The 24,387-nt window shown below is 65.4% G+C and carries 23 protein-coding genes and 1 tRNA gene; 12 read left to right on the top strand and 12 right to left on the bottom strand.

The genetic code is table 11. From position 1 onward, the window contains the following. Nucleotides 1–45: 45 nt before the first annotated feature. Nucleotides 46–1,419 (top strand): serpin family protein, encoded by a 1,374-nt coding sequence (locus RH858_RS00990; protein WP_259533323.1) that lies wholly within the window; start codon nt 46–48, stop codon nt 1,417–1,419. A 38-nt stretch (nt 1,420–1,457) separates the two neighbouring features. Here the strand turns inward: RH858_RS00990 and RH858_RS00985 are convergent, their stop codons facing one another. The 6 genes from RH858_RS00985 to RH858_RS00960 form a co-directional block, all read right to left on the bottom strand. Beyond that, nucleotides 1,458–2,501, bottom strand: coding sequence for a dipeptide epimerase (locus tag RH858_RS00985; RefSeq protein ID WP_259533322.1), 1,044 nt, complete (start codon nt 2,499–2,501; stop codon nt 1,458–1,460). Next, complete coding sequence (locus RH858_RS00980) at nt 2,498–3,580, bottom strand: DUF1611 domain-containing protein (protein WP_259533321.1); 1,083 nt, start codon at nt 3,578–3,580, stop codon at nt 2,498–2,500. The genes RH858_RS00985 and RH858_RS00980 overlap by 4 nt, the downstream gene beginning before the upstream one ends. Nucleotides 3,581–3,670: 90 nt before the next feature. After that, nucleotides 3,671–5,005, bottom strand: coding sequence for an NAD(P)/FAD-dependent oxidoreductase (locus RH858_RS00975; protein ID WP_259533320.1), 1,335 nt, complete (start codon nt 5,003–5,005; stop codon nt 3,671–3,673). An 80-nt stretch (nt 5,006–5,085) separates the two neighbouring features. Then, a complete protein-coding gene (locus RH858_RS00970; RefSeq protein WP_259533319.1) occupies nt 5,086–5,361 on the bottom strand; it encodes a ribonuclease P protein component 4 in 276 nt (91 codons plus the stop codon). Nucleotides 5,362–5,404: 43 nt separating this feature from the next. Further along, the gene (locus tag RH858_RS00965) at nt 5,405–5,683 is read right to left on the bottom strand and encodes a UPF0058 family protein (protein ID WP_259533318.1); all 279 of its coding nucleotides are present in this window, start codon (nt 5,681–5,683) and stop codon (nt 5,405–5,407) included. Between the two features lie 113 nt (nt 5,684–5,796). Beyond that, nucleotides 5,797–6,009, bottom strand: coding sequence for a ribbon-helix-helix domain-containing protein (locus RH858_RS00960; RefSeq protein ID WP_119818280.1), 213 nt, complete (start codon nt 6,007–6,009; stop codon nt 5,797–5,799). A gap of 144 nt (nt 6,010–6,153) precedes the next feature. On the opposite strand from RH858_RS00960, the gene RH858_RS00955 reads away from it, so the two are divergent. From RH858_RS00955 to RH858_RS00925, 7 genes are all read left to right on the top strand, one after another. Further along, entirely contained in the window at nt 6,154–6,747 is a 594-nt protein-coding gene (locus tag RH858_RS00955) for a sulfite oxidase-like oxidoreductase (protein WP_259533317.1), read from the top strand. Between the two features lie 78 nt (nt 6,748–6,825). After that, nucleotides 6,826–6,899 (top strand) — tRNA-Lys (locus RH858_RS00950). Nucleotides 6,900–7,303: 404 nt separating this feature from the next. Beyond that, nucleotides 7,304–8,095 (top strand): electron transfer flavoprotein subunit beta/FixA family protein, encoded by a 792-nt coding sequence (locus RH858_RS00945; protein ID WP_259533316.1) that lies wholly within the window; start codon nt 7,304–7,306, stop codon nt 8,093–8,095. After that, nucleotides 8,092–9,138: an electron transfer flavoprotein subunit alpha/FixB family protein gene (locus RH858_RS00940; RefSeq protein ID WP_259533315.1), complete on the top strand. Its 1,047-nt coding sequence runs from the start codon at nt 8,092–8,094 to the stop codon at nt 9,136–9,138. Before RH858_RS00945 ends, RH858_RS00940 begins: the two co-directional genes overlap by 4 nt. After that, nucleotides 9,135–10,484, top strand: coding sequence for an FAD-dependent oxidoreductase (locus RH858_RS00935; RefSeq protein ID WP_259533314.1), 1,350 nt, complete (start codon nt 9,135–9,137; stop codon nt 10,482–10,484). Before RH858_RS00940 ends, RH858_RS00935 begins: the two co-directional genes overlap by 4 nt. Nucleotides 10,485–10,488: 4 nt before the next feature. Further along, nucleotides 10,489–10,839 (top strand): 4Fe-4S dicluster domain-containing protein, encoded by a 351-nt coding sequence (locus RH858_RS00930; RefSeq protein ID WP_259533313.1) that lies wholly within the window; start codon nt 10,489–10,491, stop codon nt 10,837–10,839. A 75-nt stretch (nt 10,840–10,914) separates the two neighbouring features. Next, complete coding sequence (locus tag RH858_RS00925; RefSeq protein ID WP_259533312.1) at nt 10,915–11,820, top strand: DMT family transporter; 906 nt, start codon at nt 10,915–10,917, stop codon at nt 11,818–11,820. A gap of 35 nt (nt 11,821–11,855) precedes the next feature. Here the strand turns inward: RH858_RS00925 and RH858_RS00920 are convergent, their stop codons facing one another. Continuing rightward, nucleotides 11,856–12,476, bottom strand: a complete 621-nt coding sequence (locus tag RH858_RS00920) for a DUF420 domain-containing protein (protein ID WP_310560963.1) — start codon at nt 12,474–12,476, stop codon at nt 11,856–11,858. Between the two features lie 89 nt (nt 12,477–12,565). Between RH858_RS00920 and RH858_RS00915 the strand changes: the two genes are divergently transcribed. Continuing rightward, entirely contained in the window at nt 12,566–13,447 is an 882-nt protein-coding gene (locus tag RH858_RS00915) for a hypothetical protein (RefSeq protein ID WP_310560962.1), read from the top strand. 84 nt (nt 13,448–13,531) lie between these two features. Here RH858_RS00915 and RH858_RS00910 read toward each other — a convergent pair whose 3' ends face one another. Further along, the gene (locus RH858_RS00910) at nt 13,532–16,507 is read right to left on the bottom strand and encodes a DEAD/DEAH box helicase (RefSeq protein WP_310560961.1); all 2,976 of its coding nucleotides are present in this window, start codon (nt 16,505–16,507) and stop codon (nt 13,532–13,534) included. 107 nt (nt 16,508–16,614) lie between these two features. Between RH858_RS00910 and RH858_RS00905 the strand changes: the two genes are divergently transcribed. Both RH858_RS00905 and RH858_RS00900 read left to right on the top strand, forming a co-directional pair. Beyond that, nucleotides 16,615–17,391, top strand: a complete 777-nt coding sequence (locus tag RH858_RS00905; RefSeq protein WP_310560960.1) for a sugar phosphate isomerase/epimerase — start codon at nt 16,615–16,617, stop codon at nt 17,389–17,391. A 24-nt stretch (nt 17,392–17,415) separates the two neighbouring features. Beyond that, nucleotides 17,416–19,215 carry a formate/nitrite transporter family protein gene (locus tag RH858_RS00900; RefSeq protein WP_310560959.1) on the top strand — a complete coding sequence of 600 codons (1,800 nt, stop codon included), beginning with the start codon at nt 17,416–17,418 and terminating at the stop codon, nt 19,213–19,215. Nucleotides 19,216–19,258: 43 nt separating this feature from the next. Here the strand turns inward: RH858_RS00900 and RH858_RS00895 are convergent, their stop codons facing one another. The 4 genes from RH858_RS00895 to RH858_RS00880 all read right to left on the bottom strand — a co-directional run bounded on the left by RH858_RS00895 (nt 19,259) and on the right by RH858_RS00880 (nt 23,907). Next, on the bottom strand, nt 19,259–20,026 hold the full coding sequence (locus RH858_RS00895) for a metallophosphoesterase (protein ID WP_310560958.1): 768 nt from the start codon (nt 20,024–20,026) through the stop codon (nt 19,259–19,261). Between the two features lie 5 nt (nt 20,027–20,031). Beyond that, nucleotides 20,032–21,657, bottom strand: coding sequence for a hypothetical protein (locus RH858_RS00890; protein WP_310560957.1), 1,626 nt, complete (start codon nt 21,655–21,657; stop codon nt 20,032–20,034). Continuing rightward, nucleotides 21,654–22,964, bottom strand: coding sequence for a Single-stranded DNA binding protein (locus tag RH858_RS00885; RefSeq protein WP_310560956.1), 1,311 nt, complete (start codon nt 22,962–22,964; stop codon nt 21,654–21,656). The genes RH858_RS00890 and RH858_RS00885 overlap by 4 nt, the downstream gene beginning before the upstream one ends. Before the next feature lie 97 nt (nt 22,965–23,061). Next, on the bottom strand, nt 23,062–23,907 hold the full coding sequence (locus tag RH858_RS00880; RefSeq protein WP_310560955.1) for a universal stress protein: 846 nt from the start codon (nt 23,905–23,907) through the stop codon (nt 23,062–23,064). Nucleotides 23,908–24,237: 330 nt separating this feature from the next. Here RH858_RS00880 and RH858_RS00875 point away from each other — a divergent pair, with 330 nt between their 5' ends. After that, entirely contained in the window at nt 24,238–24,387 is a 150-nt protein-coding gene (locus RH858_RS00875) for a hypothetical protein (RefSeq protein ID WP_310561135.1), read from the top strand.

The raw sequence follows: 24,387 nt of genomic DNA, 5'->3' as shown, positions 1-24,387 counted from the left end.
TGTGCCTCTGGAAGACACTTACATGGACCTGCCGTAGTGACGGCCATGAATCGACGCGCCGTGCTTGCGACCTCCGGAATGCTGGCGGCCGCGATCCTCGCGGGCTGTGTCGACGACGAGGGGCGATCGGGAGGCGACGAGAACACAGAGACGCCCACAGACCAGCCGGCCGACACACCAGGTGGCGACGGGGAGGAACAGAAATCGCTTCCCGAGGGCGACCCCGGGGCGGCCGACGAGCGGATCCGCGAACTCGTCGCCGGCAACGCGGAGTTTGCGATGAACCTCCACGAGCAGTTCGTCGCCGACGAGGACGCCGACAACGTGTTCTACTCGCCGTACAGTATCTCGATGGCGCTCGCGATGACGTACGCAGGGTCGGCCGGCGACGCCGAGACGGCGATGCGAGAAGCGCTCCGATTCACGCTGGAGGATGCGACCCACCCGGCGTTTTCGGATCTGCAGTCCGCGCTCGACGAGCGCGAGACGACAGCGGATCCCATGCCGGACGACGACGATGAAACGGATGAGGTGGACGCATTCACCCTGTCGGTCGCAAACGCGTTGTGGGGCGAGGAGGGCTACCCGTTCGACGAGGAGTACCTGGACCTCGTCGACGAGTACTACGGTGGCGGCTTCAACGAGGCGAATTTCACCGCGCAACCCGAACTCGAGCGCGAGCGGATCAACGACTGGGTCGCCGACGAGACCGACGACCGGATCGAGGACTTGATCCCCGAAAACGGGATTACTCCCCAGACGGTCCTCGTGCTCACCAACGCCATTTACTTCATGGCGAGCTGGGAGCAGGAGTTCGACCCCGACGACACTCAGGAGGCACCGTTTATCGCGCTCGACGGCACGGAGACGACAGTGCCGATGATGGCACAGAACCTCCGCACGGACTACGCCGATTTGCCGCGCGCCCAGGCCATCGAACTCCCCTACGTCGGCGGCGAGGTGTCGATGGTCCTCGTCGTTCCCGACGAGGGCGAGTTCGAGGCGGTCGAGTCCGACCTGGCGGGCGAGAACCTCTTCGGTGTGTTCGAGGAACTCACCGACGCCGCCGGCGACCTCCGGATGCCGCGGTTCGAATACGAGTTCGACGCCGAACTGCGCGAGGCCCTCTCGGACCTCGGCATGGAGTCCGCGTTCGGCCCCGGCGCCGACTTCTCGAACATGGTCGACGGAGAAGGTGGGCCGGGGATCGACGAGGTGTACCACGACGCCTTCGTCAGCGTCGACGAGGAGGGCACCGAGGCCGCGGCTGCAACTGCCGTGTCCATGGTCGAGAGCGCCCCGGCCGAGTCATTCGATTTGACGATCGATCGTCCGTTCCTGTTTTGTATTCGCGACCGACCGACCGACGCCGTGCTGTTCGTCGGTCGCGTCACCGACGCGGCTGCGGCACAAGGGTAGCGGCAGGAACGGACGGGCGTGGCCTCCGCTCTCGCCCGTCAGTCGACCCGTCGGACTCCCGTACCTGCTCGATCGGTTTCCGCAAGCCGGATCTCTCCGTCCGTGAGGTCGATCCCCGCGTACGGGTCCTCGGCGAGGAGAAGCGATCCGTCGAGGTCGGCGTAATCGAGCAACGGTGCGAGGTGACAGCCGGCCGCGATCGAGGCGTTCGACTCCACCATGCAGCCGAGCATCACCTCGAGCCCGTGGGCTCGTGCTGTCGCGATCATTCTCCTCGCTTCCGCAAGTCCGCCGCATTTCATCAGCTTGAGGTTCGCGATGTCGGCCCGGTCGGCGATTTCCGGTATGTCCGAAACCGTGACACACGACTCGTCGGCGGCGATCGGCAGCACCGAGCGCTCGTAGGCGAACCGCAGCCCCTCGGGGTCTTCAGCCGGCACCGGCTGTTCGATGAACTCGACGTCGTACTCTTCGAGCCACCGGCTTTTCGCCACCGTCTCGCGGGGCGTCCACGCCTCGTTGGCGTCGATCCGGAGCCGGGCGTCCGGGGCGGCCTCCCGAACCGCCTCGACGAGTTCCCGATCGTGGTCGGTGCCCAGCTTCAGTTTGAGCACGTCGTAGCCGGACTCGACGGCCCGTTCCGTCTTCTCTCCGACTCGGTCCACCGTGTCGAGTCCGATCGTGTAGGAACTCGTCGGCGCGTCGGTCGGGTCGAGCCCCCACAGCCGGTACAGTGGAACGCCGAGTCGCTTTGCTGCCAGGTCGTGCAGCGCAATCGACACCGCACACCTGGCTGCAGGGTTGTCGCGAACGACCTCGGTGAGTCGGCGCTCGACCTCGTGGATCGCATGGGGGTCGTCGACCTCCTCGACGACGTCGAGCAGTTCCGGAAGGACGGCACCCACGGTGTCTGCAGTTTCCCCGTAGTGAGGCGAGGGGGCAGCCCCGCCGATCCCGGTCATCCCGCCCTCGTCCGTGATCCGGACGACGACGTTTTCGGTTTCGGTCGTCGTTCCCCGTGAGATCGTGAACGCGTCGTCGAGTTCGAGGGAAACCCGTTCGAACTCCGCCGAAAGCGTCATCGGTCCACCCCCTCGAGCACCGCGTCGAGAACGTCTTCCGCGTCGAATCGAACCGGATCGGTTGCCGGGACGCCGATCGTCCGGGAGTACTCCGCGACCGCTTCCCGGGCGTCGTCGTCGCCGTCGATTTCCCTGGTGTTGAGCGCGCCCGCCACGACGGGTGACTCGTGAACCGGTTTCGCCAGCGACTCGTAGAGGTCGACGTACTCGGGAAGCGGCGGAAGCGAAAACTCCTCGTAGCCGTGAATCGCTTCCCGTCCGGAAGCGTGACACAACACGAGCGCGTCGGCCATCGCTCCGTGGAGGATGCCACACGTGACAGCCGAGTAGGCGGGGTGGACGATGCTCCCTTGCCCCTCGACGAACAGCACGTCGTGTTCGTCACCGAGTTCGAGGATCATCTCTTCGACTGAACCGGCGGTGAAGTCGCTTATCACCCGGTCGACCGGATTCCCCCAGCCGGCGATCATGATCCCGGTCTGTCCCGTCGGGACGAACCCGGCGTCGATCCCCCGATCTCGGGCGGCCGCCAGCAGCTCCAGCGAGACGGTCATCTTGCCGACCGAACAGTCGGTACCGACGGTGAGGACGACGTCGGCGTCGACGTCGGCTGCGACACCCTCACTCACCGTGAGATCCTCGTGGGGATTTCGGACGTCCCACAGTTCGACGCCCTCCTGATCGGCCAGCGCGGCGAACTCCTCGTCCTCCGAGAGGAAGTAGTGGAGCCCGGAGATGACGTCACAGCCCGCGTCGATCGCCGCCGTGACGTCCGGTCGCCACGACTCCTCGAACCCTCCGCCGATCGGCGCGATTCCGATCAACAGCGTGTCGAGATCCGATTCGACCTCGAGAGCCTCCTCGAACGAGCCGACGATCGGAGCGTCATCGAGGTCCCGCACGTGATCGCCAACGCTGGAGCCGGCTTCCTCGCGGTCGATTACGGCGGCGACGTCGTAGTTGCCGTAGCGCATAACGCCGATCGCCGTCTTCGCACGGTCGGGAAACTTCTCGTGGGCGAGGATAGCGATCGTCCGGTCCGATACCCGTCGGGTCCCCCTGTCGGAAACGTCGGTCATACCTGCACGGATGTCGAGGGGACTAATAAATCGGCGGCCACCGGCGAAACATCGGAACAACCCGGTCGCGTCCCCGGGCCGTCGACGCGGTCACTCGCCGTCCGCGATACGGTCTGCACACTCGAAGCCGGCCACCACCCCGCCGTTGAGCGACCGTTCGGGGTACTGCGCCCGAGAAGCCATCCCGGCGTAGTACATCCCATCGCCGACCGACTCGCGCAGGTCGTACGGGATCACCGTCTCGAGGTATCCTCGTTCGTAGACGGGCGCAGCCCGCGGGTTCCGGGAGAGCCGGACCGACTCGACGTGTTCGCGGGAGAACGACGGGAACAGTTCTTCGATCCCGTCGAGCCAGCGTTCCTCGAGTGTGTCGTCGTCGGCCTGCCACCGCCAGTCGTCACTGGACTGGACGTAGCTCGCGACATACAGGAGGTGTTGGCCGCCGTAACGGTCCGGCGGGACGAAGTTCGTGTGTTCGATGAGGGCGCCGAACGGCGCCTCGTCCGCGATGTTCAGCCAGTAGGTGTCCATGAGCGTCCGATCCATCGTCACGACCGCACACACTGCGCCCTGGAAGTCGATGTCGCATTCATAGCCAGTCAGTGATTCGAGCACGTTCGGCATCGCCGCCACGACGACGCCGTCGGTGTCGTGGGTTTCCTTCCCGGATTCCGTCTCGACAGTGACGGTTTCGACGCGTCGATCCGCAGACTCCTCTGTGTCAGTCGTAAATCCGACGTCGACCACCCGGGCGTTCGTGGTAATGTGATCGCGTCCGACGGAGTCTACGAGCGCGTCGATCAGGACGCCGAAGGAGCCGTCGAAGTAGCCGAGGATCTCCCCCCGTCTGAGGTCGCGTTCGCCGCGGAATCTGATCCGGCCGAGCAGCCAGGCCGCGCTGACGTCCGCCTTCCTGTCGCCGAACTTCGCGTCCAAAAGCGGGTCGAAGAACCGCTCGTACACGCCGCGAGTGGTGTGTTCTTCGACGAACTCCCGAACGGGCACGTCTTCGAACGCGGAGAGATCGTCGTAGGTGTCGAACCGCGGACGGCCGCCGCGCACGTCGACGCCCAGCGTGAGCATCCCGAGCCGAAACTTGTCATAGAGGCTCAGGTGGGGATAGGCGGCGATCTGGGCTGCAGTGTCGAGCGGGTGGACGACGCCGTCGACGTAGTAGGCGTTCTTGCCGACGATCCACTCCAGCCGCTCGTCGATCCCGAGTTCCTCGGCGAGTTCGACGATCGTCTCCTCCGACTTCGAAAGGTGGTGGTAGTAGCGTTCGATCGGGTCCCCGGCGGTGTCGTACAGCGCCGCGAGACCGCCGACGTCAGCGGTAGCTTCGTACACCGTGACGTCGAAGCCGTGTTCCTGGAGCCGGTGGGCGGCCGCCAGCCCGGCGATACCCCCGCCGACGACAGTGATCATGTCACCCGATGGGTTCGTCCGGCGTAAGGTGTTTTCCCTTCGACGGCCGCGGGTTCTGCCCGGCCGGACGGAGTCGCCGGTCACTCGTAGGGATATCTGGCGATCTCGCCGCAATCACACGTGATCACCACGTGCCCCGACTGCAGCCGCACCCGGGCGTTGCGTCCCGGCAGGAGGTACACGTCACAGCGATCGCAGGTGAACCGTTTGAACTCCCGGGGGACTCCACAGCGGTGCCGCTGGGCGATCCGACGGGCGAGTCTGACGTACTCCCTGGAGCGGTCGAACTCTCCGTTTCCGGCGGCCTCGCGGGCGAGAGCGTGCAACCGGTCGATCCGCTCCTCGGGGAGGCCCATACCGACAGACCGCGGGCTCGACGCAAAGGCGTTGCGAAAGAACCTACAGCTTGTTTTCCGCGTCCTCGGCGAGTTCCTTCATTCGCTTTCCGACCCGGCCAGCTGTCGAGAACTCGTCTTTGGCCATCGCCGACGCGAGGGCGTTGCCGAGCACGAACACCGCGTGTTTGTGCTCGCTTTTGGATTTGTGGACGTGGGACGGATCGACGTCGAGCTCCTCGTACGGTTCGAACAGCTCCGGATCGACGTGCTCCTTCTCGCGGAAGTACTCCATGATAGTGACCATCTGCTCGTGGAGCTCGAGCAATTCGTCTTTGTGCATACCCCGTTGTAGGCGCGTTCTCCGTTTAAATATTGCTCGGGAGCCGATGGCACACGCTGAAAGGACGAGCAGTTCGCCGCAAGGGTGCCTCGCGGGAGAAAACGCGGTGTCGACTAGAAGACGTACTCGTCCTCGTGTCCCATCATTCCGTCGTCTTCGAACCCCGGTTCCTCGTCGTCCATCGGGCCGCTCGTTTTGTACGCTTTCATCCCGGTGGACAACAGCTCCTCGATCGCTTCTTCGCGGTTGACGAACTCGCCCTGTTCGACGAGCTGGGCGATCTGCATCTCGAGGTGTTCCGGGATCGTAATTTCGACCTTGGGCATCTGAACAACCGGGGTTTGACGGAGGGTGTATATAAAGTTGCTGCCAGCTTCGCGACACGCGTTCCCGCGACTCACCCGTTCGGCTGTGGCTCGGGATTCGGCGCGACCCGACATTCATACGGTTCTGGAAGTCGTGGTGCCTTCATGGTCGTCGATCATACCGACCTCTACCGGGAGTTCGGGGAACAACGGCTTCCGCCGGGACAGCGGAAGACAGAGAAGTTCCCCGTCCTTTCGAAGGGAGAAACGCCCGACTGGAATCCGAATAGCTGGAGGTTCGAAGTGTGGGGGGCCGTCGACACCGGACTGTCTTTCGATCTCGAAGAGTTCCGGTCACTGCCGTCGGAAACCCAGCGACAGGACTTCCACTGTGTCACCGGGTGGAGCACCTTCGACCGGGAGTTTACGGGCGTGCCCTTCGCGGAAATCGCCGAGCGTGCCGGCGTCGACGACGATGCGGTGCACGTCATGTTCCACGCACTGGACGGCTACACGACGGATCTCCCGTTGGCGACGTGCATGCGGCCCGAAGTGCTGTTCGCGTCCGAACTCGACGGGGAGAAGTTATCGGACGACCACGGTGGCCCCCTGCGGGTCGTGACGCCACACAAGTACGCATATAAAGGGGCAAAGTGGGTAACCGGGGTCGAGTTTCTGACTGAACCCGAGCGGGGCTACTGGGAGAAGCGGGGATACTCCCGGACAGCGGATCCGTGGGCCGAAGAGCGGTACAGCTAGGATCGACCGTCGGTCCCTCGATTGAATCGCCATCCCGGAGTGGAACGCTTAAGTGGCCGGACGTCAGAATTCCATCGAGGGCCGATAGCTCAGCCCGGCAGAGCGTCTGGCTTTTAACCAGACGGTCGGGGGTTCAAATCCCTCTCGGCCCGTTTTCCTGCGAACGAAGTGAGCAGTGAAAACGCATACAGAGGGATTTGAATCCTACCAGTCGCGCACAGCGACCGGCGGGAGCGAGCACGTCTGGTTCCGGTTCAAATCCCTCTCGGCCCGTTTTCCTGCGAAAGACGAACTACAGACTGGACCGAACCGAAGGGCGAGTCGACATCACAAACCTGCCCCGTACGACACCTCATCTCCGGCGAATATTACTTAAAGAATCCGAGAGAAAACGGCGACCCGCGCCGCTACTGCTTAAATAACGTCCCGCCAATTCACTCGGGAGAGAAGAAATTCCCAGACTGTGAGAAACACGTTCCCCTTTTATTCGTCGAGATAGCCGAAGTTCTAACACGCGATGTCGGTCCGGAAGCCGACACAATATGAGGTGTAATAAATGAGTGATGGTTGGACAATCGTAGTGGGAGTCAAACAGGTTCCCGACTCCGACGAGGTAACGATCGATCCGGACACGGGTCGACTCGACAGGGCAAACGCCCCTGCCGTGTTGAACTCCCCGGATCGAAACGCGCTCGAGGCGGCACTCGCGCTGCGCGACGAGGTCGGCGGTAAGGTGATCGCAATCACCATGGGCCCGCCCAACGCCGCCGCCGTACTCGAGGAGGCCGTCGCGATGGGCTGTGACGACGCCGCCCTGATAACCGATCGGGCGTTCGCGGGTAGCGACACCTGGCCGACCAGCTACACGCTGGCGGAGGCGGTCAAGTACTTCGACGCCGACGTCGTCGTCTGCGGCGAGGAAACCACCGACTCCTCGACCGGCCAGGTTCCGCCGGGGATCGCCGCCCACAACGACTGGGCGCAACTGACCTACGTCGAAGACCTGGAACCCCGTCCCGAGGAGAACCGTCTCGTCGCCGTCCGCGACGTCGAAGGCGGCCACGAACGCGTCGCCGCCGACCTCCCGGTCGTCGTCGCGTTCGCCTTCGGCGAAAACGTGCCCCGCCCCGCGGGGCTCCACCGCAAGATCTACGCCGAAAACGAGTTCGAGCCAATGGAGATTACCGCCGAGGATCTCGGCATCGATCCCGACGAGGTTGGGCTCGACGCCTCGCCGACCCAGGTCGGCGGCATGGACACCGTCTCGCCGGTCGACCGGAAAGAACAGAAATTCGAGACGGCCGAGGAACTCTTTGAGGCGCTCGCCGAAACGGAGGTGTTCTCATGAGCGACGAAGCCGAGCAGGAACTGACCGAGGAAGAACAGCGGGTCGCCGATGCCGAGGACGTGTGGGTCTTCATCGAGGAGCACGCTGGCGACGTGATGAACGTCTCCTGGGAGTTGCTCGCGGAGGGACGCAAACTCGCCGACAAGATCGATCAGAAGCTGGTTGCAGTGGTGATCGGTGAAGACGTCGACGACGTCGCCGAGGAGGCGATCCAGCGAGGGGCGGATCTGGCACTCGTCGCCGACGATCCCGTCTTCGAGCCGTATCGGGCGGACCCGTACGGCACCCAGTTCCGGCACATGGTTGAGGAGAAAAACCCCTCGATCGTGCTGATCGGCGGCACCCACACCGGTCGCGACTTCGCCGGTCGGGTCGCCGTACCGACGTGGGCCGGCCTCACCGCCGACGTCACGGTTCTCGACGTCGAAGAGGACGGCCTGCTGCTCGCGAAGCGTCCGGCCTTCGGCGGCAACGTGCTCGCGACGATCGTCTGTGAGGACCACCGCCCGCAGATGGCGACGGTGCGTGCCGGCGTCTTCGAGGCTGCCGAGCCCGATCCCGACCGCGACGGCGAGATCGAACACGTCGAGGTCGTCGTGGGAGAAGACGACACCATCTCGGAAGTGCTCGAACGCGAGATCGGAGACACCGCCGACATCACCGACGCCGACCGCATCGTCGCCGTCGGCGGCGGAATCGAGGGCGACGTCGGACCCGCCGTCGAACTCGCGGAGGCGCTGGACGCCGAACTCGCCGCGAGCCGCAAGGCCGTCGACGAGGGATGGGTCGAAGCGTCCCGGCAGGTCGGTCAGACCGGCAAGACCGTCCGTCCGGAGCTGTACGTCGCCCTCGGCATTTCGGGGGCGATCCAGCACCTCGAAGGGATGAAAGACAGTGGCGTCGTGGTCGCGATCAACGACGACCCGAACGCAGCGATCTTCGAGCACGCCGACTACGGCATCGTCGGCGACATCTTCGAGATCGTGCCGGAGCTGGTCGAAGCGATCGAATCCGGAGCGGAACTCACGGAGGTGGCCCAATGAGCGACAGGGCCGAACCGATCGAGAACCCGAACTACGACGACGCGTTCGACGTGATCGTCGTCGGCGCCGGGCTGGCCGGCTGTGCGGCGGCGACGAAGCTCGCACAGGAAGACCTGGACGTGCTGATGATCGAGCGCGGTCGGTTCCCGGGCGCGAAGAACGTCTTCGGGGGCGTGATGTACACGCCGACCGTGCGCGAGATGGTCGACCTCTCGGATGCGCCCCTGGAGCGCTACGTCGCAGAGCGGCGGTTCAGTATGCTCTCCGAGCGCGACGAAACTGCCGTCTCTCTGCGCCCCGGTCAGTGGCACGAGCCGCCACACAACGACTCCTACACCGTGCTTCGCGGGGAGTTCGACCGCTGGTTCGCCGAGCAGGCCGTCGAAGAAGGGGCCACGCTCGTCACCCAGACCACCGTCACGGATCTCATCAAAGAGAACGGACAGGTCGTCGGCGTCGAGACGGACCGCCCGGACGGGCGGATCAAAGCGCCGTACGTCGTGCTCGCGGAGGGGGGCAACTCCCTGGTGAGCGAGGCGGGCGACCTCCGATCGGTCGAACGCGCAGAGAACGTGGCGGTCGGCGTCAAGGAAGTGCTGGAGTTCCCCGAGGGCGAGAACGTCATCGAGGACCGCTTCCGGCTGTACGACGACGCCGGTGTCTCCTACCACTACTTCGGTGAGGGCGCCGTCGGCGACGCGTTCGGCGGCGGCTTCATCTACACCAACGACGACACCGTAAGCGTCGGGCTCGCCTACCGCCTCTCGGACGCCCGTGGCGCCCAGCCCAAACCCGAGCAGACGCTGAACGCGTTCAAGTCCCACCCGGCGGTCGCACCACTGCTCCGGAACGCCCGCACTGTCGAGTACACCGCCAAAACGATCCCCGAGGGCGGCCCCGAGGCCGTCCCGGACCTTGTCCACGACGGGGCGGTGCTGGTGGGCGACACGGCCGGACTGGTGTTGAACAACGGCGTCCACCTCGAAGGAACGAACATGGCCGTCGAGAGCGGCTATCTGGCGGCGAAGGCGATCGCGAGCGCGGCCGCCCGCGACCGCACGGACGCCGCCGCCCTGCGGTCGTACCCCGAAGAGCTCGAGGAGTCGTTCGTGATGCAGAACCTCGAGCGGTACGACTGGATGATCGAGCGCGTGAAAGAGGACAAGGAGCTGCTGTTCGAGACACTCCCGCAGGCGGTCGCCGACGCGAGTACCGAATACTTCCGGATGGACCGCGAGCCGAAGGAAGCACACGCCGAAGAGGCGAAAGACCGCATCCTCGAGGCCGTCGGCGGCTGGACGGGTGCAGCGAAACTGGCGTACAGATACAACAAAATGATACGGTGACACAATGAGCGCAAACACTGACGCGGCCGACGAGACCGGACCGGACCTCTCCCCGAAGTCGTTCGGGGTCGAGAACGAATCGATGGAAGACAAGCTGTACACCGTCAAGTACGAGGATGCCGGCGAATCCCACCTGGACGTGAAGGTGCCCGGCATCTGCGAAGAGCGGTGTGTAAACGACGACTGCGTGAACGTCTGTCCGGCAGACGTCTGGCAGCGGGACGACGACGGCGTACCGCACATCTACTACGAGAACTGCCTGGAGTGTGGCAGCTGTCGGTGGGGCTGTCGCCACGGCAACGTCGTGTGGACCTACCCCGAACGCGGCGCCGGCGTCACCTACAAGAAAGGCTAGCGAACCGATCGTTCTTCGCCGGGATCGCAACCTACTCGGCGCTGTGTACTCGAGACGTTTTCGAGTGATGAGTGCGTGACGTCGCCGTTCCGGAACGCGATCCTGTTCGTCGTGCTCGCCGCCGTCTGGGGGAGCGCGTTCACCGCGATCAAGGCCGGACTGGAGTTTTTTCCCCCGGTCCTGTTTGCGGCGTTCAGGTACGATCTGGCCGGCCTGTTGATGCTCGGTTACGCAGTGTACGCCACCGATCGGTGGCGACCCCGGAGTCGCGACGAGTGGTTGCTCGTCGGGACCGGCGGGGCGTTCCTGATCGCCGCCTACCACGCGTTCCTGTTCGTCGGCCAGCAAGGGACCACGAGCGCCGCCGCGGCAGTGATCGTCAGCCTCTCGCCGATTCTGACGACGGGGTTTGCGCGTGCGCTGCTGCCGGACGAACGGCTCGCCATCCTGGGAGTCGTCGGCCTCCTGGTCGGATTTGTGGGTGTGGTAATCTTGAGCAACCCCGATCCGAACAACCTGCTGGACGCCCGGACCGTGTCGATGCTTTTGATCTTCCTTGCGGCGGCGTCGTTCGCGCTCGGCAGCGTGCTGACCCGGCGGTTCGACACCGGACTCCCGATCGAGACGATGGAGGCGTGGTCGATGCTGGTGGGCGCACTCCTGATGCACGGGGTAAGCGTCGCACTCGCGGAATCTGTGGCGGACGTCGAGTGGACGCTCGAGGCGCTCGTAGCGCTGCTGTATCTCGTCGTCGTCGCAAGCGCAGCCGGCTTCCTGATCTACTTCGACCTCCTCGAACGGCTCGGCCCGATCGAGATCAACCTCGTTTCGTATGCCGCCCCGGTCGCCGCCGCGGTCACCGGGCTGGTGTTCCTCGGAGAGGTGCCGACGATCCACACCTGGGTCGGCTTCCTGTTCATCCTGACGGGCTTTCTGCTCGTAAAGCGGGACGCGATCCGTGCGGAACTCGTTCGGCTGTAAGTCTCGGTTCCCGAGAAAAACGCGCGAAGCGACTGCTACAACAGGACGATGGCAGCCGCCTGTGCTGCCTCGTACGTAGAGTCGTACACGTGATTCAAAAGGAGATACGCCACGACCCCGAGAATCAGCGACAGTAGCCACGAACCGGCTGCGATCCGTCCGATCCGACGGTGAGGCGTCTCGGTCCGGAGCTCCCGTTCGGTGTGCGTGAGGCCGAGAACGATCGCATAGATTACCACCGGCACCGCGAGAATCGACAGCACGATGTGGATCCCGAGCATCACCAGATACGCGTAGAAGGCGGGGTCGGGGCCTTCGAAGTACTTCGTCCCGCCGCCGGCGACCCGCGGGAGATACATCCCGAGGAAGATCAGGATCAACACGAACGAGGTCGTCATCGCCGCGGCGTGTTTTTTCATCTCGCCGGCGCGGATCCAGTACCAGCCAAGCGAAAGCGTGAGGATCGTAAGGGAGTTTACGGCGGCGATCGCGTGAGTGAGAAACTCGACCTGGGGCTGTGATAGCCGGGGGAACAGTGCCGCGAACGACGGCGAGAGAAACACCCCGAGCACGGCGACGTAGCCGACGAGCGAGAGGGCGATCGTGACTGCGAGCGGACGGTCCCGAACCGGACCGCGAACGACTGGCGTCTCCATATTCGCCGTTGGGGAGGAACCGGTATTCCTTTTCGGGTTCCGACCGCCGGACGGAAAAGACACTTGTCGGCTGCTCCCTACCTCCCCGCGTGAACTGGGAGAACGGCCCGCGCCGACGGCTTGCAGTCCGGCTCCTGCAAGCGACGGCTGCGGGTCTCCGGCAACGCCCCCGGTGGGAGCTGTTCGCGGTGTATCTCGCGGTGCCGACGCTTCTGGTCTTCGTCCACCTCCTTCCGGGAACTCGGAGCTGGAGCCTCTCGCTTGCCGCCCAGTCGCCGTTTGCCGACGCGACGACGCTGTGGACGGCGTTCGCGTCGAGCTACGTCCACGTCGACACCTCCCATCTCCTCAACAACGTCGGCGTGTACTGGCTCACGATGGCGGCGATCCATCCGCTTGCGATCGCGGCCGACTGGCGCCGCGAGTTCGCCGGCGCCGCCGCGGGCTATCTCATCGCCGTCCCAATATTGGTCTCGTGGGTGTCGATCAACACGCTCGGGGAGTTCTCCAACTACCCGTCCGCCGGATTTTCCGGACTCAACTCGGCGTTTCTGGGCTTTCTCGTGGTCGTCTGGTTTGTCGCCCTCGCGTCGGAGTCGGAATCCGATCGACGGATCAATCCGACGTGGGCGTTCGTCCCGTTTTCGCTCGCGCTGGGCGTCGCGTTCGCCGTTCCGCGGAACGCCGGCTTCCTGCCGCCCGACCCCTCGATCGCAGCGCTTTTTTTCCTCGTCGCCGCCGCCAGTGCAGCCGGATTGTTCCGCCTGGACGGCGACCCTCGCGGGGTCGTGCTCCCCGCCGAACGGGAGTTCATGTTCGTGTTCGGGATCTCCGTGACGACCGCGGGCCTGCTCGGATCGCTCGTCCTCGTCGCCCCCGGGACCAACGTGTACGCCCACCTGACGGGGTTCGTCGTCGGCTTCGGCCTCCCGTTTCTCGGGTTCGTTCTTCCCCGACTTGCCACGCGCTGAACCGTCAAAACTCGATGGGGAACAGCGACAGGATCGACACGCCGATCGCCTCTCCCATGAAAACGGCGTTTTTCCTCGATGCGGTCAGTCCCAGAACGACTGCGTCCGGGCGTACTGTCGCTCCTGTTCGAGGATGTCCCGATAGAAGTCGTCCTCGTTCTCCCGGAGCTTCGCGATGATCCGCGCGGCGTTGTGCGGCCCCACGCCGCGGGCCGCCATCGCGATCACCGCCTGTTTGCCGTGGCTCTGGACCAGGTTCGCCGAACGATAGGCCCGCTCGGTGAGTCGGCGCTGTTCGTCGTCCTTCTCGCCGGCCCGGACTGCCGCTGGCGTCTCCTCGTCCCACGGGTTGAGGGCAGCGATCCGGGTGGAGCCGCAGTCGGGACACTCCGGCTGGTCTTTCACCCGACGGACGGGACGGGTTCGCTCCCACTCGAGACAGTGGAGACACAACAGCCTGACGCGGTCGTCCATGATCCGGTTCCGCACGGTGTCGATCACCGACGCGTCCGCGTTCTCGGGCACCAGGAACTCCCGTCCGCCGGATCGTCCCCCGGCCCCCAGCGGCGTCCGCTCGCCGACGATCGCGAGGTCGATATCTCGACCGTCGCTGTCGGCCGTAGTGTCGTCAGATCGAAGTCGACCGAGGAGGTCCGCGGTTCCGTCGATCTCGAGATCGCGGTGAAACACCTCCCGAACAGCTTCATCGAACACCGGCGTGTCCGAAAGCGCAGCCAGCAGCCGGTCGGCACCGAACCGGTGGTCGCCCTGGTAGCGCTTGAGCGCGCCGAACTTCGCGGCCACCTGCGCGAGAGTGAACTTCAGGGTGTCCGAGCGCTTTAAGGCGAGTTCGAGCAGCGGCTCGAGGTGGTCGGGGTCGGTTTCGAGAAGCACCTCCCGGAACGTCCCCGGCCCGACAGACGGGGGCACCTCGAAGGAGATCCGGTAGGGATCCACCTCCATACCGACCGACGAGCCGGTCCGCTGGCCGACAAGCGCCGCGAGCAGCCGTCCAAGCGTCTCGTTGATCTCGTGGCCGAACGTCGCGTTCAACGCCACGGTCCGCGCTTCCCCCTCGAGCAGGAGCCGGCGGTCGGTCGGCAGCGGTGCCCCCGACTCGACGTGGCGCTCGACCGGCTCGAGGGCGTTCGCGATCGTCCGTTCGTCCGCGGGGTATCGGCGTGACAGCTCTCGGGCGACGGACTCCCGGGAGCCGCCGGCCGAAAGCTGCCTGCCGGCGACACGGCGCAGTTCGCCGACCTCGCGTGCAACCGCCGCCGGCACCGGGATCTCCTGGCCCACCCAGGAGGGGACCTCCCCGCCGGGGTCCTCGACCGGCGACACCTCCACCCGACTCTCCTCGTCGTCAATCTTCGTGATCCGCCACATTTCCCCGCGCTGGATGAACGTCGCTCCCGGTTCGGCGAAATTGACGACGAACCGCTCGTCGAGGGTCCCCACCCCCGTCCGGGAGGAGACATCGTACACCTCGTAGGTCTCCTCGTCGGGGATCATCGAGAGGTTGGCGTAGAAGTACTGCCAGGAGCCGCCGGTCTTCTCGATCCGGTCGTGGTCCTCCGCGTACCAGACGAGCCGGTTGCCTGCGATCTCATCGATCACCTCCCGGAGCTGTGGTTCAGAGAGCTCCCGGAACGGATACGCGGCGGTGAGCATATTGTGAGCGTCGCCGACGTCGATCTCTCCGAAGTCCATCACGAACCCGACCAGCTGGTTTGCCACGACGTCGAGGCTGCCGTGATGGATCGCTGAGGGCTCCACCTCGCCTTCCCGCGCTCGTCGCGCGATGGCGAGCGCCTCCAGTGCGTCGTCAGGATCGCTCGTCAGGATCGTCCCCCGCGAGATCTCGTCCCTGCGGTGGCCAGCCCGGCCGACCCGCTGGAGCAGCCGGGCGACCTCCCGGGGGCTGTTGTACTGGACGACGTGATCGACCCGCCCCACGTCGATTCCGAGCTCCATCGAAGAGGTACACACGAGCGCGTCGATCTCCCCCGACTTGAACCGGTCCTCGACGTCGATCCGAACCTCCTTTGAAAGCGACCCGTGGTGGACTTCGATCGGCGCGTCGAGCTGTTTGAACCGCGAGCCGAGCGCCTCGGCGGTTTGTCTGGTGTTGACGAAGATCAACACCGACTCGTTGTCCGCGACGATGTCACGGATAAACCGGACGTGGCTGGCGATCTCCGGATCGGTCGCGAGTTCGCCCGCGAGATGTTCGTCTTCGTCGGTCACCGCTGGTTCGGTGACGGTAAACTCCACGCGGCTGCCGACGTCGATTTCGACGATCTCGACGTCTCGGTCTGCACCTCGGGTGACTTCCTCGTTTTGTACCGTCGTATCCGCGGTGGCGGCCGGGTGATCAGAATGTGGGGTGCCGACGCCGACGAGAAAGCGACCGACCTCTTCGGGATCGCCCACCGTCGCCGAGAGCCCGATCCGCTGTGAAGGGCCCGCGACCGCCCGGAGTCGTTCGAGTCCGACGGTCAGCTGTGCGCCGCGTTTCGCCGCGGCGAGTTCGTGGACCTCATCGACGACCACGTGATCGACGTCGGAAAGCGCCTCGCGCATCCGCGATCCCGTCAGGATCGCCTGGAGGCTCTCGGGGGTCGTGATCAGCACGTCCGGCGGGTCCTCTGCCTGCTTTTTTCGCTGATAGCTCGTGGTGTCGCCGTGTCTGACCGCGATCTCGACGTCGAGTTGCTCGCCCCACCATTCGAGCCGGTCCATCATGTCGCGGTTGAGCGCCCGCAACGGGGTTATGTACAGCGCCCGAATCCCCTCGATCGGTTCCCGCCCCTCGTCGCGGCAGCGCTCCCGCCGCCGGACGATCGCGTCGAACACCGGCAACATCGCAGTCTCGGTTTTTCCGGTTCCGGTAGGGGCGACGATCAGGGCGTTCCGACCGGCCGAAAGCGTCGGAATAGCACGGCGCTGCGGCTCCGTCGGCGTGGTGAATCCGCGGTCGGACAGCGCCTCCCGAACGGACGCCCCGAGCGCGGCGAACGCGTCCATCCCGGCGTCGGCCGATCGCCCCTCTGCCATCGCCGACGATAGCGGGGCGACGCGATTAAGGCCACCGTTTCGACGGTTCCGATTTCCGCCCCTGGCACCGCCCGACCTTATAAGTCGATCGCGTACAGCGATTCAGTATGGACCTCGGGCTCACGGTCGGGGACGAACTCGAGCGGATCGACGCTGCCGATCCGCGGTACGACTTCCTCGAACTCTCGATCGGGGACGGGTTCCTCCCGCCGGAATCGATCGATCGCGACCGTCTGGAGACGGCGCTGGACGGCCGCGAACTGTACGTCCACCTGCCGTTCGACCAGCCGGTCGTGACACACGTCCCGGAGCTAAACGAGGCGATCCTCGAGTATCAAACCCGGCTGCTGTCGTGGGCCGGGGACGTGGGCGCCCGGAAGGCGGTGTTGCACGGAACTACCGCCGACCGGGACGACGTCGACCTCCGGGACGGGTTCACGGAGCAGCTGGCTGGGATCGTCACCGCGGGCGACCGCACAGGGGTGGAGGTGGTCGTCGAGAACGTCGGCCACCAGCACCACGGCGTTCAACTGTCCGTCCTGGGCGAGGCTGCACGGGAGGTCGGCGCGTCGGTCTGTTTCGACGTGGGGCACGCGTACATGGAGGCCGGAAACGACGGAATCGAGCGGTTCCTCCGGAGCCACGGCGATCGAGTCACCCACCTGCACGTCCACGACGCGCGTCGCCGCGGGGATACCCACATCCCGGTCGGCGCCGGCGAGATCGACTACGAGATCTTGTCCGATCAGCTCGCCGGGTTCGACGGAAGCGTCGCAGTCGAGGTGTTCACCGACGACGCGGCGCTTCTGTGGGATTCCGGGAGGCGGGTGCGCGAGCGACTGACGCTCGGGTCGACGACGACCGACGAGAAGGGAAGTTCTTAGTTCCCACGCGGTGTTGACCCGGCAATGAATAGCGACGGAACGTCGCCGACCGACGAGCAGGCGACGAGATCCGGAGGCGGAATTCCTGTCAGGGGCGAAGTCATCGCCGACCGGTTCTCCTCCGACGAAGTGTTCCAACGGATCGTCGCCGACGCCGACCACGAGATCACCTCGAGCGTCCGCGAACTCTTCTTCAGCGGGGTCGCAGCCGGGTTCGCGATCACCATTACGTTCCTGCTGTACGCCTCGATGACGACCAAGACGGACAGCAGCATCGTCGCAGCCCTGCTGTATCCGCTCGGATTCATCTACATCATTATCGGTGGCTATCAGCTGTATACCGAAAACACGCTTCCGCCGGTGGCGCTGACGCTGGAGCGGCTGGCCTCGATTCCGGCGCTGTTGCGTCACTGGTCGATCGTGCTCGCTGGCAACTTCGCCGGCGGGGCCGTCGGCGCAGTCGTGCTCGCGTACGGCGGCGTGTTCAGTCCGGAGGCGACAGCCGTCGCGATCGATCTCGCAGAGAAGGGCGTTGCGACTCCGGCCTGGGATCTCTTTTTCAAGGCCGCCTTCGCCGGCCTGATCGTCGCCGGCGTCGTGTGGATAAACTTCGCCTCGCAGGACACCATCTCCCGACTGGTAGTGGTCTATCTCGCGTTTCTGGCGATCCCTCTCGGCGACCTGTTTCACGTGGTCGTCTCCTTTACCGAGGCGCTGTATCTGATGCTCGTAGGGGATCTCGGATTCGTGGTCGGCATGTGGGAGTTCGTGATCCCGGTGCTGCTCGGCAACACGATCGGTGGCGTGTTGCTCGTCACCGTCGTCAACTACTACCAGACCAGCGAGCGACGGCTCGAAGTCGAACGGTTCGAACACGTTCGCCGGCTATCGATCCGCGAATGGTTACTCGGTAATATCGCCGGGCGGTCGTACGTTCCGGTGGTCGATACCGTCGAGGACATCGTTCGTGATCCCGACTCCTACCGCGTTCTGGTTCCGATAGCGAACCCCCGCACGGAGTCGAACCTGATCAGACTGGCGGCTGCGATCGCCGAGAGTCGGGAGGTCGGGACCGTACACGCCGTCCACATCGTCCAGGCGCCAGAGCGCATGACAACCGGCTCGCAAGCGAGACGGATCACCCACGAATCGGAGCAACTACTCGAAGACCTCGAACGCCACACCGACGACTACGACGTGGCGTTCGAGTCGTCGACGATCGTCTCCTCCCGGTCCTTCGAGGAGGTGTTCGACCGGGCGAGGCGGACGCGTCCCGACCTGGTCGTCCTTGGGTGGGGGCCGGACCGTCTGTGGGATGCGGCTCGTGCCGAACGCCCGATCAACGAGCTGACCAACACACTTCCCTGTGACTTCCTCGTCGTGAAGGATCGTGGACTGGACCCGTCTCGCATCCTCCTTCCGACCGCCGGCGGTCCGGATTCGGATCTGAGCGGGGAAATCGCCCGGGCGCTTCAGGAAAGCGTCGGTTCGGAGCTCGAACTGTTGCACATCGTCGACGGCGAGGACAAGCGACAGGCCGGCGAACAGTTCCTCGAACGGTGGGCAGAGGAACACGACATCGAGGAGGCAATCCGGACTGTGGACACCTCCGGCGACGTCGAGACAACGATCGAACGGAGGGCCGAAGACAGCACGATGGTCATACTGGGTGCGACCGAACGCGGTATGCTCTCGCGGCTGGTGACCGACTCGTTGCACCTCAAGGTCGCAGACGAGGTCGACGCCTCCGTCCTTCTGGCGGAACGTCCCGCCGATAGATCGCTCGTACAGCGGTTGTTCGGTCGCGGACGGCGGCGAAAGTGAACCGTAAAGCGGTACAGCGACTGCGATCGCTAGTGGAGCAAAATCAGATCGTTTCGAACGGACCGAGACGGGTGCCGTCCAGGAGGTAGGCCTCACCGCCGGCGAGTCCTGCCGGAAGGAACGGCGAGAGGAATGACTGTCCCTCGACGTTCACCCAGGTTCCCCCCGATCGATCGTTGAAGGCGGGAAAGACCACGAGTTCCGTTCCCGAGCCGGCGGCTTCCTCGGCGATGATCCCCTCCCTCCGGAACGGTTCCGGATCGAGTGTCCCGCGTAGCCACGCCCGCTCCACACGGGTGCCACCCACCTCATCTCTGAGTCGGACCTGCGGGTGTTCGTGTCCCACGCAGACGACGTCGGCCTCGAGAACCTCGCGTGCGGGCCAGGTGTGGCCGTGGACCAGTCCCACGCTCCCGTAGACGGTTCCGTCGGTGGGAGCGACGTCGATCCGGTCGGCGAAGGCGGCCGCGACGCCGCCGTCGTGGTTCCCCTGCACGAGCGTCAGGGGAACCCGGTCGGTCACCGCGCCGATCAGCGTTTCGAGTTCCTCGCGCTCCTCGCCGTCGGGGGCGCGGAGCCGATGGGCGAGATCGCCCAGCACGATCACCCGATCTCCGTCCGTCCGGTCGAGCAGCGACAGTAATCGCTCGCGGCGGCTGTCGGCCGCCGAGTCGAGTTCGACGCCGCGTTCGTATCTGAGCCCGATCTCGATGCCGGCGTGGTAGTCCGCGACGACGAGTGCCCGCTTCCCGTCGCCGTCGACGATCGCCGCCGGCGCGTTCGGGATCGGCTCGACTGGCGTCGGCGCCACCGTCGTCAGATCGCCTTCAGGCGGTCGTCGCCGGGTTCATAACAGAGACCGCCCATCAGGGCGTCCTGGATCGCGTCCTCGACCGCGTCCGGATCGACCCCGTATTCGTCGACGACGCGGGCGACGACCGCCTCCCTGTCGGCGCCGTCGCCGTCGTCGATCGCCCCGATCGCGTCGACCGCCGCCGACTCCAGGTCGACGTCGGCCGGATCGACGTCGTCGGTCGCCTCGGATTCCTCGTCGGTGTCCGGCTCGGTTTTCTCCTCGGCAGGGTCGACGTCGGTCGCCTCGTCGCCGGCGTCGGCCTCGAGTTCGGCCGCCAGCTCGTCGGCGTCGGGCACGTCGATGTCCGCCTCGCCGGGGTCGTCGACCTCGGTTCCGGTGGTGAACTCCGTCCCGTACTCGTCTTCGACTTCCCTGCGCTCGTCCTCGTCGAGTTCGTACATTCCGTCACCGCCCTCGGGATCGTCGTCCGGCGACGCGTCGATGTCGGTGCCCTCGACCGACTCCGAGCCACCTGCACTCGCGTCAGTCGCAGCCTGCGTTTCGTCGGGTTCGGTTTCCTCCCCGGGTTCCGGCTCGGGTTCCTGTTCCGGATCGACTTCCGGCTCCGTCTCGGGTTCCTGTTCCGGATCGACTTCCGGCTCCGGCTCGGGTTCCTGTTCCGGATCGACTTCCGGCTCCGGCTCGGGTTCCGGTTCAGCTGTCGGCGGCTCTTCGGTCGCAACCTCGGCCACGTCTTCAGACGCGGCGGGAGCCGCCGAGTCGTCGTCGATCGGCTCGGCATCGGCGGCCGACTCATTGACTGCGGCCGGCTCGGCGTCCGTTTCGGCGTCGACGTACGCGATCGTAACGTTGGTCTCCGGCAACGGGCCGATCTCCGAGATCCCGACCTCGCCCCGTTCCGCCGGGGCCATCGAGGGACGGGTCACTTCCTCGCGCTCGCCGGCGACGAGTTCGAGTGCTTCCACCGCCGTCCGGCGGATCGCCTCGACGTACGCGGGCGAGGTGTCGTACGTCGCAAGCGCCTTCGGGATCCCGGCTGCAACCGCCGTGGAGGCCCCGCCCGCGGCCAGCGCCTCCCGGAGTCGGTCGCCGCGGAGGTCCGACTCCAGCGCGCGAACGAACACCGCGAGCCGGTCGAGAGTGGCCTCCGCAGTCGAGACCACCCAGCGATCGCGCGTCCGGGCGTCGACCGCGTTGAGGCTCTCCGGACGTACCGAGGTGAACACCCGGTCGGAGTCCTCCGGCTCGAACGTCCGGGCCTTCCCGGTGAGCGCGACGAACGCCGGGGGATCGGCGCGTTCGAGGAACGCCGCCTCGTCGGGCTGGTACTGCCCGGCGTAGGTGACGAACGCCCCTGTCGGATCCACGATCCGTCCCCGGCTCGTCTCCTCGTTTACGGCCTCCACCTCGGTCAGTACGCCCACCGCGAACAGCCGGTTGACCCGGGCACCGGTCGGCGTCACGACGTAGTTCGGTGCTCGCTCCTCGTCGCTTTCCGAATACGACAGCGTCGCGTCGTCGAACTCCGCAGCGAACAGCCTGTGGGCGATCTCCCGCCCGCCACCGCCGACGGGTCCACCGTCGCCGGAACCGGTGCCTCCCGAACCGCCGTCCTCGGCGCTCATCGTCGCTCACCTCCGTCGGCAGCGGGACCGTCTGCGGGGGCCGAACCGAGCCGCTCCAGGGCGGCTCTCGCCTCCTCGGCGGGGTCGACCTCGACTTGCTCGAACGCGTCGGCGTCGAGGTTGGCGCCGTAGTCGTCGACCGAGAGGTTCCCCCGAACGCGGAACGTCCGTCCTTCGATCCGGCTCGCGATCTCCGCGGCGACGACCTCCTTGTCCATCGCGTCGCGGGCGGCGGATTTCGCCTCCTCGATGCCGCCGCCGTACACCTCCGCGGTGAGTTCGGTCCCCAGGATCGCGGTCAGCGTTCCGGTTCCGTCGTCGACGATCGCCTTTATCCGGAGGTCGTCCTCGGCATCGACAGCGCCGTGGCTCCGACACTGGCCGCCCTGAACCACGCGTCCACACTCGGGACACCGCTCGATTAGCCCCGAGCCGTCCCGCACCTGGATTGCGGTTCCGACGACTTCGACGTCGTACATCCCGCCGGTTTCGACTGCGTCGCCCACCGACAGTCGAGGGGCGTCCTCCCGAACCGCGACCGGCTCCGGAAGCGGCGTGACCGTCGTGTATTCCGAGAGGTTCACCGACGGCACGCCACGGAACTCCCGAACGTACACGTCCTCGATCCGGAGGTCGGCGCCGGGCTCGACCTCGGCTCTGGGCGACCAGTCGGTGAACGGCAGCCGGCCGGTTTCGTCTCCGACCTCCCCCGAGAGGATCTCTGTTTCCCCGTCCCGACCGTCGATCGTCCGGCGCTCCATCTCGAGGACGCGAACCTCGACCGTCCGCCCGCGGTCCCCGGGTTCGAGATCGATCAGGCTCGACTCGCCGCCCACCTCGTACGGGACGTTGACGTCGTCTGCCACTGCGACGCTCGTGTTCTCGCCGAGGTTGAGCTCCGGCTGTCCGTCCCATTCGCGGACGCCGGCGTTGCCCACGGTGATCGAGTCGCCGGGTTCGAACCCGAAGTCCTGCCAGGCGGTGTAGGAGATCTTACCGGTCTCGTCTGCGAGTTCCCCTTCCTGGATCTCGACGTCCTCGCCCTGATAGCGGATCGTCCGTCTGCCGACGGTCAACACTTTCCCGGTGGCGGTGACGTTCGATCGGTCGGGCGTCACCTCCGCGACGTCCAGGGAGACGGGTTCGGCGGAGCCGCGACCACCGTCGCCGTGTTTGCGCCGGATCGACTGCTTGGCTTCCTCGATCGGAACGCTGTACTGGAGCAGGTTCTCCAGGTCTGATCTGACCTCCGATTTGTTGACGCCGAGAGCGGAGGCGAGCTCCTCGGCATGTTTGTCTACGTCCATCGGCCGAGGATTGGTCGCCGCGTCCTATAAATGATTGTTCGCAGAGGATCGACCGGACACGCGGGCGATCACACAGCCTGCGGGGATGAAATGAGAATTACGCCGTCCGCGGCGGCGGGACCAAGAAGACGTTCCCGTTCGCACGCGCGACAATGTCTTCGGAGACGCTCCCGAGCAATAGTCGTCGAAGGCGGCTGTGTCCCCGAGACCCGATCAACACCGCCGTCGGATCGTACTCGGCCTCGGCGGCGAGGATCTCGTCGGCGGGATCGCCCCGGCGAACGTCGGTCTCGGCGTCGATCCCCCACTCGTCGAGCTGTTCGGCGAGTTCGGTCAGCCGACCCTCCGGGGAGAGATCGCCCTCCGGACCGGGATCCTTCGGCGATCGTACGTGGACGAGTGTCGCCTCCCGAGTCGCGTGCCGGAGATACGAGAACGACTGGAACGCCCGATCCGCGTTCTCGGAGAAGTCGGTGGCGAACAGCACGCGCTGGAAGAGGTGTTGCCTGACGACTTCGGGATCCTCGGCCCCCCGTTCGACCCGGTTGACCACCAGGGGGACGACCGTCGTCCGCGCGAGGTTTCGGGCGGTCGATCCGATCACCCTGTTTTCGAGCGGGCTCTTCCCGCGGGAACCGACGACCGTCAGGTCGGCGCCGACCGTGCCGGCGATCCCGTTGATCCGTCGGTGGGGCGTCCCACGGACCACGTGCGTCTCGACGTCGAATCCCGCGTTCTCCATGGTGCGGCGGTATCGAGCCAGTCCGCGCTTTCGTCGGCCTTCGAAGTCCATTCCGGGCATACCCGCGTGAACGTTCGAGGGGATGACGGTCACCAGATGCATCTCCTCGATACCGATGCGACCCAGACAGCCGAGGCACGTCTCGTTTTCGATCGCTGCCTCGCTGGCCGCAGAGAGATCTGTCGCGTACACCGCTTTCATACTCGCCGTAGGGACTGCCGGTATAATATTGTTTTGTTTCACCAATACCGATGCGTCGGCCCCCGCCGTTTTGCGCGGAGGAGGTCGACGGGATGCCCCGGATTACGACCCGATCAGTACTTCAAAACCCTCCGTATTTCGGAAACTTATGTGGATATTCTCGTGGGATACCGATGGCATTCTTGGCAGTAATATTGTTTTTCAATCCCAAAACTGTTATAACACCGCGTCGGTTAGAAACGACCGAGTGAGAACGCGTGATCCGTACACGACCCGACGAAACGCGGGGTGGCAATGAATGACGACCGAACTGAAGCGAGGTGAACGCGAGTGATCGAGTCGCTCGGACTGCCGGCCTGGCTACAGGCGGCACTGCTCGTGGGCATCGTGCTCGTCGAGGCTGTGCTGCTGTACGTCGGCTACGGCTATCTCGAAGACTGGGCTGCAACGCGTGTGATCGAGACGATACAGAACGCCTGA

The organism is Halalkaliarchaeum sp. AArc-GB, assembly GCF_031432225.1.
Classification (GTDB): domain Archaea; phylum Halobacteriota; class Halobacteria; order Halobacteriales; family Haloferacaceae; genus Halalkaliarchaeum.
The sequence above is the reverse complement of the archived record's forward strand: the minus strand, read 5'-3'. Positions and strand labels throughout refer to the sequence as shown.